Consider the following 16076-nt stretch of genomic DNA (forward strand, 5'->3'; position numbering starts at 1 on the left):
ATGGGGAGATGAAATCAAAAACCATATCATTGACGAATCCGATGATTTTGAAATCTTTGAAAAGATAGCCAGAATTGATTTCAATCAGATTCAGGTAGGTACAACCGACAAGCTGGCCGAAGAGATCATGAGACAGCACAAGGAACCTGGTACAAACCATCCAATCATAATTGAAAACTTCGTTTCAAACTCCGCTATGATAAAGATACTCAGCGAAAATGAAAGATATAAGGATGAGAATTTAAAGGAATGCCTTAAAAGACTGACCGGTCGGGAAAAACTGGATGAACCGTCAAAGATGAGCGGAATACTGCTCGAAATCAAGGACAGGATTTTCCATGACCAGATTGATATGGACAGGTTATACGAGGAATATGAAAACGACAGGGGCATGACCGTAATCCTTGACTGCATACAGGAATATGAAAACATACTTATTAGAAGAAACACAATGGATTTTGCAATGCTTGAAACCCGATTTTTAAAATTGCTTAAGGACAATAAGCTTGACCTCTTTCTGGATACCATCAGAATCGTTTTGGTCGATGAATACCAGGACACAAACCTGATTCAGGAAGACATCTACTTCACCATTGCCAAGTCCGCACTGAAAAATAACGGAAACATTACAGTTGTAGGCGATGATGACCAGTCCCTTTACAGGTTCAGAGGAGCGACAGTGGATTTGTTTACCAATTACAAGCAGCGCGTCAAGGATAAATTGGGCATTGACGTTTTGGAAATAAATCTGAAAACAAACTATCGCTCAACGGAAAACATCATCAATCACTGCAACCAGTTTGTTGAAATAGATGACGAATACCAGATGGCAAGGGTTAAGAACAAGCCAAAAATCATAGCGCCCGATTTTGACAAGGACAAGATGCCAGTGCTTGGAATGTTTAGAAACAATGTTGAAATGCTTTCAAAGTCACTGTCCAATCTTATTGCAAAACTGATCAATGAAGGAGAAGTAAGGCCAAAAGTCCTGAAGGTGCTTGATGAGGAATATTTCAGGCAGGTCGACGGCAATATTGATATTGCAAGATTGCAGCAGCTTAATGCCGAACGGGAAAGGGAAGGAAAACAGATTGAAAGATTGACATTGAAATTGGACAGCGAAACAGGTTCCGCTTCCGACATTGCAATATTGTCCTATTCCCCAAAGGAAAAGCAGTTCGGCAACAATTCATTATTATATTATCTTAGAAGAAACCTCAAAAAGCAAAGAAAGCCTATTGAAGTATTCAATCCAAGAGGAATCGAACTTCAAAAAGTTGAGGTCGTAGAAATATTTTGTGGACTGATACTTGAGTGCATCGACCCCGAAAGCAAAATCCAGCTGAGCGACAAGACCATACCGAATTTGGCGAAAGTTACAATGACAAGATGGAGAGTGAGGGCAAGGGAATATATCAAACTAAATCCCGAACCTCATGAACCTATCAACCTAAGCCAGTTTGTATTATACTGGCAGAATAGGGTGCCTAGAGGAACAAAATTCTGGCCAAAAAAGGCGAGCCTTATGGAACTTGCCTATAAGCTAATAACCTGGATTGAAGAGCTTCAAGAGGATGTTGAAGGAATCGTTTATCTGGAAGCAATTACCAAATCCATAACACAAACAGGATTTTTCAGCAAATACTATTCACACATATCATTTGCAAACAAGCAGGTCGAGAAGGAATCCATTCTGGAAGCCATCTGGAACATATTCATTCCTCTGGCAACAGGAGGCATACAGATTGACGAGTCCCTACTTGAAACACTTCCTGACGATAGGGTGAACATATTATCAATTCATCAGTCAAAAGGATTGGAATTTCCCATGGTCATTGTGGATGTGGGGTCCAAATTCAGAGACAACAACATAAAAACACAGAAATTGAGATTTCCCAAAAAGCCACCTAAAAACATTACAATTGAGGACAGCATAAGACAGTTCAGTGAACTTGGAGAGTCCAAAAGAAGCGAGAAGGACAGGTCATTCGATGATTTGACCCGCCTTTATTTCGTTGCATTTTCAAGGGCAGAAAGCGTGCTGCTGCTGGTTGGGCTAAACTCCGCAATCGAAGGATATCCTCATAAAAAGGAACACTTCAACATTCCAAATGTGGCACTTGGGTGGAGCAGAGATGAAAAATACATTGGATTTAATGAAATTTACCTGATATAGGAGATTAAAAATGAAATTACCGTCAAGATCAAAGTCATATATGATTCCGGAATACAGCTTAACCGGAGATTTGCTGTCGTTTTTAACATGCAACCTGCAATACAGATATCAGAATAAGGGAACACTTCCACCTTCAAAACCAGTTCAGAGATGGTTTGGAGAGTTCATTCATGGAGTGATGGAAGAGGCATATCTTCAATGGGATTCCGACAAGAAGCAATTTCCATGGAACTGGAAAAATGACATAAGGCCAATAGAGGACATGATTGACATAAGGCTTCAGGTAGACGGCCTCTATCCTTATGATGAGGACCTGTTTTACAGTCTGTTAAACAGCGATTTGAGTTTTGAGGATTTGAATGAACATGACCATAAGAAACTGGCCAGTGCAAGGGCTGAAAGAGCCATTAATGTTTGGGGACCTCATCTGTTTCCATTGATTGATTCCACTGAGCTTTTAATAAAGGGAATCAGGAACATGCCGAATTATGATGAAAAGGTTAGCAGGTCAAATTATTACGGAATCAATGGTGTTGTGGATGTTTTAAGCTCCATGAAAATCAACAAAAACATCAACCAAAGCAATCTGGACAATTACAATAATAAAATCATCGAATTTCTTAAAAAAGACCCTGAATTCCGCCGGAAAATATCCGATTATTCACAGGGAGATGAATATGAAATCATAATTGACTACAAGGGCATGAAAAGGCCTCCGGAAAAGAGCGACAACAAATTCAATAACCCCTGGGAAAATCATAAGCAGCAAATCCTGACATATTCATGGCTTAGAAGCCAGCAGGAAGATGCAAAGCCTATTTTTGCAGGAATAATATTCTATCTGAATGAGCTTGTTCCATCTAAGGAGGATTTGGTTTTGATTCAGGATGAAATCGCACATGACCTGACTGATGATGCAATCGACTATAGCAAATATGCAGATGATGTTGAACGGATTATGAATTGGACGGAAGACGACAAGGCACCAAATCTTAGCGAAGAGTTCAAGATTGCAAGGTCCATCCGAATAATCAATATTGACAATGAGGAGATTGAAGATTCACTTGATAAATTTGACAATGTTGTTTTCAACATTGAAAGCTCTTTAATTAAAGAGATAAAGGGTTGTAAGATTCAAGAAGCATGGAAAGCAGATTCCGATGAGAGAACATGCAATGCATGTGATTTCAGAACATTTTGTAAAAATAACAGCGTTAAAACAAAAGATATTAAAATTCCTTGAACTAATAATTAATTAAGGTGATTGTATGACTGATAATTTAGAGATAAACAAAAAATATTGCGAAGCTATTGAAAGCAAAATCAAGCTTGATGCAAAACCTGTTGCAATGAAACTCATTAAAACAGAAGATGACCTCCCAGAAGGCATTGAATTAATCGATGAAAAAATCAGACACTGCGAAATGGTTAGAAAAGCATCCCTTGGAAACAAATTCTACTCAACTATCGACCAACAAATGTGCTTAGGTGGAGCAGGAGCAATTGGACTTAGGGACATGCCTGAAAAATTGGCAAACGGTGAAAAATACTTTTCATTAGGCAGATTCCAAGATTTGGAAACCGCTAAAAAATTAACCAGCAAACTTTCAATTATTGAAGACATCAGCTGGGGAATTATCTATTCACCTCTGGACGAAGCGGATTTCGAAGCTGATGTAATCCAGATTATAACCGAACCTGTCGGCGGAATGAAACTTGCACAAAGCATTGTTTACAAAACCGGTGAAAAGATTACTCCATCATTTGCAGGTATCCAATCATTATGCGGTGACGCATTTTCAAATCCGTATCTCTCTGATGGCGTGAATTTCACATTAGGCTGCGACGGTTCCAGAAAAGCGGCAGACATTAAAGACAATGAGATGACAGTCGGAATCAGCAAGGCTAAAATAGAAGAAGTCATTTCAGGTCTTGAATCAATCTAAGAGTTTTAGATAATCATCATAATGATTGATATTTAACAACTCTTTTTCATTTTTTTCTTTTATTCCATAAAAGGCATATCCATCATCAAACATTTTTCTCAAAATCGGATTCAGGTTATCGTTTTCATTTTTAAGATATTCCATAAGGTTTTCACGCGGTGCTACAAAAGGCATTCCAAGGCCTTCGGCAGTATCCAGCCATCCTGTTTTTCTTCTGCGTAAAATGGATATTGTTTTGTACGGATCATGAGATGTTTGACTTGCCTCTATCATTCTTTCAAATGTTTCGGGCAAAACTGTCGGCTGGTCTGCTGTAATGCATAATGCAAAATCAGAGGTGATGTTTGACAAACCGTTATACAATGATGTTGACAAACCTACATCAACAGGATTATTCTCAATGAATTTTACATCATCTTTATAATTCTCAAAAATAGCTTCCTTTATTTCACTAGCATAATGACCAAGTACCACAATACATTCATCTATATTTAAGGATAATGCATTATCAATTGTGGTCTCTATGACAGTCTTATTGTTGAATGGCAAAATAAGTTTATTGGTTAATTCGATACCACGGGAAATCTGGTCTTTCCTCATTCTGGAATTTTTTCCGGCCGCAGTAATTATCGTTGAAACAGACATAAAAAAAGAAAATTGAAGACATGTTCAGTTAGGAACATATCTTTCTATTTGAGCATAAATGTTCATTCCGGTACCTTCACCTTCAGTCCACATGTTGATTTTGACCGGATAGGTGTGATTATTGTATACAGTGATATCCTGTGCAGGATTGTATCCGAATAATACTGCATCTTCATCCCAGCACATACCGACTGGAAGGTCAAATCCTTCAGAAGTGACGGCTGCCCTTAAAGCTCTTGCAGATGGGCATACACCATGCGCTGCACTTCCACCAGGAGCTTGAGCATCACTGGCAGATTCAAAGTAAACATAATCCTTACCGCTGGAAGATGTTTGAGGTGGAATGACAGTACCGTTCCATGCATCTACAAATTGTCTTGCATTAATTTCCCTGATGGAATCACCATATTCAGGGTGAGAGCCTAACTCAGTACCGTAAGCTTCACCGTTCTGTTCAGTGTAATTACCTGCATATAATAAAATTGGTGAACCTGTCGGATACTCAGAAGCATAATCTACCATTTCCTGACCAAATATTTTAGGCACATCACTTGAACTGATATTGTTTCTTCCATCTGAAAAACCAACCATTCCTTTTTCTAAAGTGAATATGGATCCTTCTTGAGCATCATAATTATACCAATCTACAATTGTAGAAGCGTTATAATAGTCATTTTTATATTCTAAATTCTTGATATCTGCTGCAGGAACAGATTTTACTTTTTTACCATCTTCATAAACGTCAACACCAGATGCTGTTTTGGTCAGCCATTTATATGGAGCACTATAAGCCCACACATAATGATCTGGTGATTTTACAACTAACTTATCCCCGGCAAAAGTTAAAAACCCGGGACCATCAACATCAACCACATTACCATATGAATCTATACCCTCCCCTGCAACGGTACTGAAATCAAACGGAACAATACCTGTTGACAAGGCCAATACAAGACCCTTCAAATCAAATGCTTGAAGCTGATGTGCTAAAAATCCTAAATTACTGACTAAAGGAACTTCAACCGGGTTAGTAGTTCCAGTAATTGATTGATTTTCGAACATTGATTGGCCGATTGGAAGATTATATTCTTTGGTTATTGAATCTGCAGTATAATTAGCACTTGCAGAACCAAATAATGTGAGTAAAATACATAAAGCAATTAATGCTATAAATATTGCAATAGAAATTTTTCTCCAACCACTACTCATATAATACACCTAAAATAATAATACATATATAACTATAAACTATCTATTATAAAAAGGTTATTACATTCGTTATAATTTTTCTGAAATCTGTTTAATTCTTTCTTGAATTTCAATAATTACATCTTGACCATTACCGCCTATAAGAATGGCCTCTTCATGAGAATATTCAGCAACCAACTCGATTATCTGATCAAGAGTATTTACAGTGATAATATTACCCATATATCCTAGAGAATTGAGCCTATAAATTGCGATGTCCAATGTATCATCCAAACCAGGAAACAGAACAATAACTTCAGGGTTATATTTTACGGCAACATCCAATATGTCCAGCCTATGGGTTTCGTTATGTCTAGGAGTGCCGATGAATAGGGCATAAAAGTTTTTTTCACCTAAAACTGAGGCCAAAGCATCAGAATTATCAGTTTTTCCCACATAAACGTCAGCATCATTGATTTTATAAACATCCAATCTGCCTTCAACAGCCTTGAAATCAGCAAGAGTAGTCCTGATGACATCCTTTGGAACCTTAAGCTCACGGCAAATGGCAGATGCAAGGCCTGCATTAAGTAAATTGAATTTACCAACCAGTTGCAGTTCATCCTGATATGAAAAATAAGGGATTGCAGTTTTTGCGGCTTCCTTAAAGTCAGCGTTGAAATCCTGGTCAAATGCAGTGAAAATTGTTTTATCGGTGAAAAATCTGACCAGTGAATTTTTATAGTTTGCAATGGTTTTGTGAACATCCATATGGTCATTTCCGATATTGGTTAATCCGACCATGTCAAAGTCAAAGCAATAATCGGCAAAATCAAGGGTCATGTCACAGACTTCCACAAGCAGAATGTCATAATCCCCCTCCTGAGCCTCAAGAATCAGATCATAATAACCGGAAAAGCCTCCGCCACCGTTTCCGCCAACCAGTACTTTCTTGCCGGCATCTTCCAAAATGCTTTTCAGCATGTGCACGGTAGTGGTTTTACCATTTGTTCCGGTAATTCCAATTGTGAAAATATCCCTGTGTTTTGTGATGACATCACTCAATAGCTCCCCATCTTTCAGTAACCTTTCAGCAAATGCTCCTCCAAACATGCTGGGACTGATGGCTATTGCATCACAATTTTCAATCGCATATGAATTAGTAAATCCCAAATCAACTGTAATGTTTTCTCCAACAATTGAAACAGTCTCCTTATCCTCAATCATATTCATTGACAACATCGGCAAATCCAAACCGGACAAATCAACACCAATATTCAAATCAGTGGCATAAACTTCCCATCCATGTTCTAAAAGAGAGTTTACCGCCTTTTTGCCTTCCACACCTAATCCAATTACTGCCGCTTTCATAAAAAATAATTCCTCTACAATTCTAATATAATCTTAAATTTTAGAATTAATAAATATTTTTATATAATAAGATTAAAAATTAAAGCAAGGTGACTGATATGTTTGAAGATGAACGTGATGAGAAAATTTACAATCTAATTATCACTAACGGTTTTGACAAAAACAACGAATACGGCCAATTTACAGAAAAACTATACTCAAAAGTAGATTTCAGATGGAAAGAATCAATATCCGGATCATATTCTACAGCCAATGAGAGCTTTTACAATAAGGTAGACAGAATCATCATGTTAGCTGGCCTTTACAATGACAATAAGGAATTATTCAACGATTTATTGGATGCAAGTGAAAAATACAACATACCAATCGTTCTTGTAAGACCATACGGACTGGAAGAAGTTCCGGAAATATTGGAAGAACGTGCAGCAACCATTGTAGGCTGGAATGCCAATTGCATCCTTGATTCAATTAAAGACGCACACGAAACAATGTGAAAAAAAATAAAAGGTAATAATGTGGCTACATTATTACTTTTGAAATACCATTCTCTTTTTCGACTTTTATCAGATTATCAGCAGCATTTTCAAGCTGCGCCTCGTGAGTTACGATAATCATTTGAGGAAGTGAAGACATCTCCTTTAACAGATTAATCAGTTCATGTCTTCTTGAAGCATCCAAATGAATAGTAGGCTCATCCAATAAAATAGTGTCCAATTCACCATTGGCCATTGCCTGAGTAATACCCAATCTCAATGCAAGAGCGATAGCAATCTTTTCACCACCGCTGACCATGCTCATTGATGATTCGCCTTCAGGACCATAAACGGTCACTTCATATTCATCATCAATTGTCAAGTCAGAGTAGTTGAAATTGAACTCCTTGAAGTATTCCTTGGTGTGCTTTTGGATGGCAGGACGTGAGATATTTCTTAAATCCTTCTGAATACCTCCACGACTGTACAACTCACGGATATGCTTTAAAATTCCAATGTATTCATCTATGTTGTCATATTCCTGTCTGAACTGGGATGCCATCTTAATCTTTTCAGTCAAATCCTGAAGACTTACAATTGATTCCTTTGCCCTTCCTTTAATCTCGAAAAGCTCTTCATTGAAAGTGGTTTTCCTTCTTTCATAGCGTTCAAAATTATAGAGGATTTGTTCATACTTGTCCTCATCGTATATTGATGCATTGATTTTGTTTTCAATGATATCCTTTTGATTAATTGAAACACCAATATCCTCTTTAATGGAATCCAAACGAGTCAAGAATGAATTTTTATTTTGAACAAAACCTTTCAATTGGTTGAATTCTTCATTTTTGCGTTTTAAATCCTCAATACGATCTTTAAGTTCATTAGTCCCCATGTCCCCACTTAAATGCGGATCCTGACTTATGGCCAATTTGATATTGGTGACATGATTGTCGATTTCATTTTGAACCTGCTTCAACTTGTATTGAATTTCAGTTTCACTGCCTAAAACTTCCAGGGCTCCCTTAGATTGAATGTAGGAATCATGATCCTGTTTGAATGATTCGCGTTCATCCTTTTTATTGGCAATGAGCAAGATAAGCTCGCCAAGCTTATTGCTTATGTGCTCCTTACCTTCCAAGTCCTCATCCATCTTGTTCAATCTGATAAGTTCATTCTGGAGATGCTCAAATTTCTGCTTATACTCAATGATATTTTTGGATAATTCTGTGAGTTTTTGAAGTTTCTCTTCAAAACTGTTCTTATTTTTATTCAATAGACGAACTGTCTCTTCATTTTGGGCAATTAACTTTTTATTCTCATTAATTTCATCAGTGTAATGCTTTGTCAATTCCTTTTTCTTATATGTGCTAATATCAGATTGACAAACAGGACATTTGTTGTCAATTCCTTCCAAGTCATCCAAAGGTTTTTCACAAGCCTTGATATTCTGATTGTAGACAACGATATCCTCATTTTTTGCGATGATTTCCTTGCCCAATTCGTCAATTTTTTCAGAGGTCTCATTGATAAAATCATTAGTGGAACTTTCAAGATGGCTGAAATCATCTATTTTAGCCAATATATCCTGGTCCAATCCATAATCATCCAATTTATCCTTGGATTTTGAGAAGAACTTTTCGATATCATTCCTTTCATCCTCAATGCTTTGCAACAATTCCTTTTTGTCCTTTTCAAGCTTGGCCATTGTAGCCAATTCCTTTTCCAAGTTATTTTTTTGGTCAGACAACTTGTTGATTTCCTCATCGGATGAAAGATACTTGTTATATCCTTCCTTCTTATTGGATACGATTTCCTTTTGCTCGGCTATTGAATCCAATTTATCGTCAATTTCCTTCTCGTCCTCTTTCAGTTTTTGAATGCTGGTAACTGACTTTTCAAAGTCCAGATAAACATCAAGTTTGGAAACGAATTTTTCCAATCTGTCGATTTCCTCTTCAGCTTCACGGATTTTGTCCAATTCCTCTTGAACCATGCGCTTTTCATCTTCCAATTTGGCAAATGTCTTTTCTTCAATTTCCAAATTCTTTATTTGTGTTTCATAGATTTCCTTTTCACGCTCCATGTTACGCTTATTTTCAGAAATCTCTTTAAGCAATCCGTCTACTTCATCAATTTGCTCTTCCAGTTCATGACCTCTATCCTTAAGGCTTTCCAGTTCGTCCTTTTTCTTCTTATAATTTTCCATCAATTCTTCGGAATTATACAGCTTACCGTTAAGCTCAGCAAGTTGAGACTCATAATCAGTGATGAAAGGCAGCAAATTCTTCCATGCCTTTTCCAAAGAGTCTATTCCCAATAATTTACCAATCAATTGTTTTTTCTCAGCAGGGGTCTTGTCAACCAATTCTGCAATTTCTCCCTGTCTGATGTATATTGCATTCAGGAATAAATCTGAATCGATGTCAAGGATTTGACGGATTTCGCTGGCAACTTCCTTATCGCCGGTGCAGACATGCACATATCCTCCTTCTGAAGAGGTCCTTTTAAATAATGATGATTTTAAGCTGGATTTTTTCTCACGAACAATTTTGTAATCCCTGTTATTGGAAGTGAATTCCAGCTCTATTGACATGGAATTTGCATTATTTCTGACCAGATCATCAATCTTTTTACCGGTGTGCTGTTTGAATAATGCAAAGCTTATCGCTTCAAGGATTGTTGATTTACCGGCACCGTTTTCACCTACAATTACGCTGATTCCCTTATCAAATGGAATTACGGTATGTTCATGTGATTTGAAATTGTTTAATTTTAATCTTGTGAAAATCATTCTTCAACCTCCCTGCTAAATGTTACCTGAACATCCTCTTTTTTCTTTGGAGGTTCTTCAATCTGCAATTCTTCAGTCCTGAATTCAGAATCTTCAGCTTCATTTACATAATGGTCATCAAAGTACTGATTAATCAGCTCCTGAGATTCATCAAGCCTTTCTTTTGAAAGCAAATGATATAAATCGATGGCAAGGGTTGTAACCTCACTATTGCCATAGCCTTCAAGCTGACTTTCCAATAGCTGCTCAGGACCTAATTTTTTGGATTCGACTTCAATAAGTTCCAGCTCTTCGCCTGCCATTACAAATGTAGGCCTTATCATCAAAGCCAAATCTCCAAGTTCCTCTTTAATAATATCATATACCCTGCTGGTGTCTGATTCAACTTCCTTTATTGTTATTTTTAAAATCGGCTTTTTATCAAATCCCTTGATAACTTCTTTGATGCTTGCAATGCCGCTTTCCAAATCGTTATAGTCAATGGTTTTTTCCATGAATTCACGTGGAACATCGACAGTGACCCTTTTGACTACAGGTTTTGAACCGTCAAAATCAACTACGACAAAACCTTTTCCGTTCTTTTTATAATCCGGCAATTCGGATGTTTTCCAGATTTCACCAGATCCCGGATAAACCAGTCTGCCTTTACCATAGGCATCATTAACATACTTGTGAATATGTCCCAAAGCATAATAATCAAAGTTATCAGGTATTTCACCAATTTCCAATTCATAATTCATGCTGAAATATTTGTCAATACCCTGGTGAAGAACCAGAATTGATTTGTCATGGCTGCTTGCCTTTTTGGACAGCTCAGCCAACTTGCTCTTCAATGCTTTTCCGTGAGATGCAGGATAGTAAGGAAGGCCAGCTATAAAAATGTCTCCATGCAGATAGGTGGGATTAATAGTGCTTATGACTTTCAGTCCCAATTTCTTAAAAATTACATGCGGAGGTATGGATCCCTTTCTCATTACCACATCATGGTTTCCCGCAATTGCATACATAGGGATTCCTGCACCTTTAAGCTTCAGCAAACCCTTTTGAAAGGTTAAAAGTGCCATAGGTGAAGGTCTTGCGGTTTCAAATAGGTCGCCACTGTGTATTACAAAATCTACTTTTTCTTCAATTATCTTGTCAATAACCTTATCAAACACTTCATAAAAGTCCTTTTCCCGTTCAAACAATCCGTATTGACGGTAACCTAAATGAGTGTCTGCCAAATGTGCAAATTTCATTATATTACCTTCTTTTATTTTATGTATATAACCAATTTAAACACTATTTTAAGCATTTAATGTGTAATAGTATATTCTCAACTATTATTTAATAGTTTGCCAAGAGAGCATTTGAAAACTAATCAATATTGATTTGAGAGTGTAAAAATTAATATAGAAATTTAAAAAAAAGTAAGAAAAGAATATGATTAGTAATCATACCCCATATCCATCAGCTCATCTTCCTGCCTTTCAATTTCTTCAGCTTCCTTTTTCACTGAATCCTTAAAGAAAGACACAATATCCATGTCATCACCGTGAGTTCTGCCCTGGAATTTGTCAATCTTGACAAGAGTAGGTACTTTAGACATCAAACCCAATACAATAGCCTCCCCAACATTCAAAGATGGAAGCTGATTGATTAAATCCTGTGAAAGGCTTTCGCTTGCTGACTGGACATGCCTCTGGTCTTCAGGTTCGACAAGCCTCAATATGATCATGTTGTTCATCTGTGAAAGGGCATCATGGTCAACTGTTTTAGGTGACTGGCTGACAAGACACAATCCCAAGCCAAATTTACGTCCTTCTCTTGCAACCCTTTGAATCCAACGTTTGGAATCGCTGTCACGTTTGTTTGGAGCCAGAATGTGAGCCTCTTCCAGAATATAGAATACAGAGTTTTCAAGCAGTTCCTCCCTGTTTCCGCTATGGGCAGCCTTTTTTGAGCGGTTAAGTGAATTTCTCAGGATATGACTTACAAGCACGCTTGCAACATATTCATCAACCTGGGACAAATCCAGAACATTCACATGGGCCTTTTTAATGCTGGATAAGATATTGCCTGTGTTTTGGTCGAACAGGTTTGAATATTTGTCCATGGAATCGTCAATCTTATTCATCACATCCACTATTCTTTTATCTGATCCCTCTTCAAGAGAGTCAATTTCGAGAATATCATACATCAACTGTAAAAAATTCTTTTCAAATGCGGTTCCATCTTCTATTTGCTTTTTAGCCTCTTTGAATGCCTTTCTGAAATAGCGCTCCTGAAGATATGCATTCGCTGGAATGTTTACAAGATTTTTAATCTCCAGAAAAGACATGTATGTAGGGTTGATTTTAGGCTTTATCACATTCACACTGCCGTTGGGAAATTCTGCACCCTTATACTCACCATGCATGTCAAATACAAAGACAGGCACATTATATGACAGCAACTGGTCAATCAATACTGAAACTGTGTTTGATTTTCCCGCTCCGGTCATAGCAAGAATCGCCAAGTGTCTTGAAAGTATCGGATTGGCATCGACATTGACTTCCACATCATTCTGGTTGACCAATGTCCCAAGCTTTATCGGATTTTTTACCTTGAATATTTCATTGAGCATATCCGCATCAGCAAGATTGATTTCTGTTCCTGGAAGCACGGGTGTTCTTGGAATCCTCAAATCATCGTTGACATCCCCGAGGATTTTGACCTTACCTCTTATGTAGTTATCATCAACTCCGATTCTGGAGATTTTCTGGATTGCCTTGAAGTCGTTTATGTCCACATTCAATGCATCGTTTCCCCTGACCAGATTTTCAACCATTCCCAATACCTTTTTTCCGTCATATTCAATTGTTACATATTGGCCAACCTGTGGCATTTCATTTGAAATGAATGTTACTTCGTTTAAATTAGTTTCTCCTACGCAGATTCCCACTACCATGACATCACTTCCCTGTTTGTTGTCTCATAAATCTTAGCTATTTTCATCAATTCCTTCATGTTCCTGTCGGTTATCACCACATCATTATGGGCCTTGTTCAAAAGGTACGGATAGCCCTGGACCGACAATACATTAATCTTTCTAATGATTTCGAAAACCTCTTCCTTTGTGGCCCTGTAAGGCAGTTCAACCTTCAATACATTCTTGTTGTCCTGCAGGCGAACGTAAAATACTGTAAATGTCAGACTTTTGAAAAAGTCATTGAAATACGGAAATGCCGCATTGTCGTGAACCTGCCTGTACTTTATGAACGTCATTCCCTGCTTTTTTGTAAACTTGTCCAGAAATGCAATGTCCGGAATGTTCCAATGGAACAGGTCATTGTCAGATGAGGTTTTGGAGATTGAAATGATTCTCTTTCTGAACTGCAAAATCTCATACAACAGAATAATCTTTTCAACGGATGCCAGATGAAGGTTGGTCTCATTTAAAATGTTTGAATCTTCCCTTTTAGGCATCTCCATCAATTTAAGGTCATCCCTCAGGCTTGGAAACAGCAGTCCGTAATGTCTGACCTTAAGCCTTGTTTGAAATTCCTTCAATAATGAATCATCCATGTTTTCCTTAAGTTTTGAAGGCAGCTTTGCACCTCTTGGAAAGGCATTCTGCAAATCCCCGAGAATGGAACCGTCAAACATGTAATAATCGACATTATAATCATTCAGTGTCCTCAAAGCACATTTCAACTCATAAATTGCCATGTAATTGCTTAAAAGCTCATCCAGAAAGGATACATGCGGAATGTCAAAAATGTCCGAGTCGTCAATCTTTTTAATTTCGCCATCGTAAATAATGGATTCGGCACCAACAGCACAGAAATTGGTGGTGAGGAATTTCTTCTTGTTGAAGCTCCCGTCTCCTGCAGCAATCGAAAAGTCGGCTTTGCTTTCACCGATTGTCCTGTCAAACCATTTATGTTCAAGCTGGGATTCAATATCAGCAGTCGGCTCGATATCGAAATTGAATCCTCTTTTGGCGATGGCCTTTTCATACAATGAATTTAACATAATATCACATGTATTATTATAACCATTAAATTATTTAAATCAAATGAGAGAGCATTTGAAAACTAATTAATTAAAAAAAAAGTTAATTAAGAGCAGTTGAAAAACTACTCCATTGAAGCCTTTAGAATAGCTCCGGTAATTTCTTTGATTTTAGCTTTAACATCATCAACTTCTTCTACAACAGTACCGGTAACAATAATATCTCCGCCAGCCTTTGCAGCCATGTAAGCAGCCTTGCCGTCACGGATTCCTCCACCGACAACCAAAATGTTTTTAGGAGCTGCCTTTTTGGAGTATGCCACCATTTCAGCAGGAACCGGTTCCTGTGCACCTGAACCAGCTTCAAGATAGAAGAACTTGATTCCAAAAAGTTCTGCAGACATCGCATAGACTGCAGGTATTTTAGGCTTGTTTCTAGGCACTAAATTAGCGTCTCCAACCCAACCGACGGTTCCTCCAGGAGAAACTACCATATAATGCATCGGCAATATTTCCATTCCAGAAGCCTTCACAGCCGGTGCAGCCAATGCCTGAGCGCCGTTAATCCAATATGAATTTCTTGAGTTTACAAAGCTCATATAAAATATTGCATCAGCATAACTGCTCACACTGCTTGTATTTCCAGGGAAAATGATGATAGGAACTGCAATGTTTTCTGATAGGATTTTACAAGTGTTGTCCACATCGTCACCGTTTACAGTGGATCCTCCAATCATGATTCCGTCACTTCCACCTTCAATGGCCTGAGTGGCAATGTCCAGGGCTTCCTCAGGAGTCTGTTCATCAGGATCAATTAAAGTAAAATGAAGTTTTCTTGTTTTCAAAATATCTCTAATATAATTTTCAACGTCTTTCATAAGAATACCTAAAAATAGTTTTGTATAAAATAATATTTAATGTTTTAGAAAAAAATAGTAAAAAGTAAAGAGAATATGTTTATCCTCTTTGTTCTTTTGCTTTGAATCTTAATCCTTTGTAACCGCATTTTCTACAGGTTGTAGCGCCAGCAGGGTTACGAGCATTACATTTTAAGCAGATTTTAACATTGAACATTCTGTTTTCTGCTTCTTCAAATCTTGCCATTAATAACTCCTCCTTAATAATCGTGAAAATTGAATAAAACTAAATTGTTATGCTATACATAACTATTAATTAATTATTTTTAATTTAATAGTATTTAAAGGTTTAGTTAAAATGAGTTAAAATAAGGAAAAAAGGTTTTTTTAAAAATTAATTTAGACAGGTTTTTGAAAAAAGATAAAAATTGGAATAAAAAATATTTTTTCATTCCATCATAATTTCATTGACCAACCGGCCACCTTTTTAGCGCTTTTCTTGATGGTTATGCTGGTTTTCTTGAAACCGCTATACTTGAAATTTACCGGTACGATTTTAACCTTATGTGTACCTACACTCAACTGGTTAGTTGCATAACCCGCCATTCCTTTAAGCTTATTGAATGTTTTGGTTTTTACTGTTATGGTTTT

14 protein-coding genes are annotated in these 16076 nt (G+C 37.3%); 4 read left to right on the top strand and 10 right to left on the bottom strand.

Annotated elements, in window-relative coordinates; genetic code table 11:
* The 3 genes from QZN27_RS05310 to QZN27_RS05320 form a co-directional block, all read left to right on the top strand.
* Positions 1–2176: DEAD/DEAH box helicase (locus tag QZN27_RS05310; protein ID WP_296784626.1), on the top strand; the 2176-nt coding region annotated here is incomplete at its 5' end.
* A 10-nt stretch (positions 2177–2186) separates the two neighbouring features.
* Positions 2187–3419, top strand: a complete 1233-nt coding sequence (locus QZN27_RS05315) for a PD-(D/E)XK nuclease family protein (protein WP_296784629.1) — start codon at positions 2187–2189, stop codon at positions 3417–3419.
* A 25-nt stretch (positions 3420–3444) separates the two neighbouring features.
* On the top strand, positions 3445–4122 hold the full coding sequence (locus QZN27_RS05320) for a DUF169 domain-containing protein (protein ID WP_296784631.1): 678 nt from the start codon (positions 3445–3447) through the stop codon (positions 4120–4122).
* Here QZN27_RS05320 and QZN27_RS05325 read toward each other — a convergent pair.
* The 3 genes from QZN27_RS05325 to QZN27_RS05335 all read right to left on the bottom strand — a co-directional run bounded on the left by QZN27_RS05325 (position 4114) and on the right by QZN27_RS05335 (position 7326).
* A complete protein-coding gene (locus QZN27_RS05325; RefSeq protein WP_296784634.1) occupies positions 4114–4767 on the bottom strand; it encodes an NTP transferase domain-containing protein in 654 nt (217 codons plus the stop codon). The two genes, QZN27_RS05320 and QZN27_RS05325, sit on opposite strands and share 9 nt — an antisense overlap.
* 24 nt (positions 4768–4791) lie before the next feature.
* Positions 4792–5976, bottom strand: coding sequence for a hypothetical protein (locus QZN27_RS05330; RefSeq protein ID WP_296784637.1), 1185 nt, complete (start codon positions 5974–5976; stop codon positions 4792–4794).
* 69 nt (positions 5977–6045) lie between these two features.
* A complete protein-coding gene (locus QZN27_RS05335) occupies positions 6046–7326 on the bottom strand; it encodes a Mur ligase family protein (RefSeq protein ID WP_296784639.1) in 1281 nt (426 codons plus the stop codon).
* A 98-nt stretch (positions 7327–7424) separates the two neighbouring features.
* On the opposite strand from QZN27_RS05335, the gene QZN27_RS05340 reads away from it, so the two are divergent.
* The gene (locus QZN27_RS05340; RefSeq protein WP_296784642.1) at positions 7425–7820 is read left to right on the top strand and encodes a nuclease; all 396 of its coding nucleotides are present in this window, start codon (positions 7425–7427) and stop codon (positions 7818–7820) included.
* Positions 7821–7845: 25 nt separating this feature from the next.
* On the opposite strand, the gene QZN27_RS05345 is transcribed toward QZN27_RS05340, so the two are convergent.
* From QZN27_RS05345 to QZN27_RS05375, 7 genes are all read right to left on the bottom strand, one after another.
* Complete coding sequence (locus QZN27_RS05345; RefSeq protein ID WP_296784645.1) at positions 7846–10593, bottom strand: SMC family ATPase; 2748 nt, start codon at positions 10591–10593, stop codon at positions 7846–7848.
* The gene (locus QZN27_RS05350) at positions 10590–11831 is read right to left on the bottom strand and encodes an exonuclease SbcCD subunit D (RefSeq protein WP_296784648.1); all 1242 of its coding nucleotides are present in this window, start codon (positions 11829–11831) and stop codon (positions 10590–10592) included. The genes QZN27_RS05345 and QZN27_RS05350 overlap by 4 nt, the downstream gene beginning before the upstream one ends.
* A 188-nt stretch (positions 11832–12019) precedes the next feature.
* Positions 12020–13522 (bottom strand): ATP-binding protein, encoded by a 1503-nt coding sequence (locus QZN27_RS05355; protein WP_296784650.1) that lies wholly within the window; start codon positions 13520–13522, stop codon positions 12020–12022.
* Positions 13516–14589, bottom strand: a complete 1074-nt coding sequence (locus QZN27_RS05360) for a DNA double-strand break repair nuclease NurA (protein WP_296784653.1) — start codon at positions 14587–14589, stop codon at positions 13516–13518. The genes QZN27_RS05355 and QZN27_RS05360 overlap by 7 nt, the downstream gene beginning before the upstream one ends.
* Before the next feature lie 104 nt (positions 14590–14693).
* On the bottom strand, positions 14694–15446 hold the full coding sequence (locus QZN27_RS05365) for a geranylgeranylglyceryl/heptaprenylglyceryl phosphate synthase (protein ID WP_296784655.1): 753 nt from the start codon (positions 15444–15446) through the stop codon (positions 14694–14696).
* Positions 15447–15525: 79 nt separating this feature from the next.
* Positions 15526–15672, bottom strand: coding sequence for a 50S ribosomal protein L40e (locus QZN27_RS05370; protein ID WP_116591610.1), 147 nt, complete (start codon positions 15670–15672; stop codon positions 15526–15528).
* Between the two features lie 209 nt (positions 15673–15881).
* A partial coding sequence (locus QZN27_RS05375) for a hypothetical protein (protein ID WP_296784660.1) occupies positions 15882–16076 on the bottom strand: 195 nt, incomplete at its 5' end.

The organism is uncultured Methanobrevibacter sp. (genome assembly GCF_900316895.1).
In the GTDB taxonomy this organism is placed as follows: Archaea; Methanobacteriota; Methanobacteria; order Methanobacteriales; family Methanobacteriaceae; genus Methanocatella.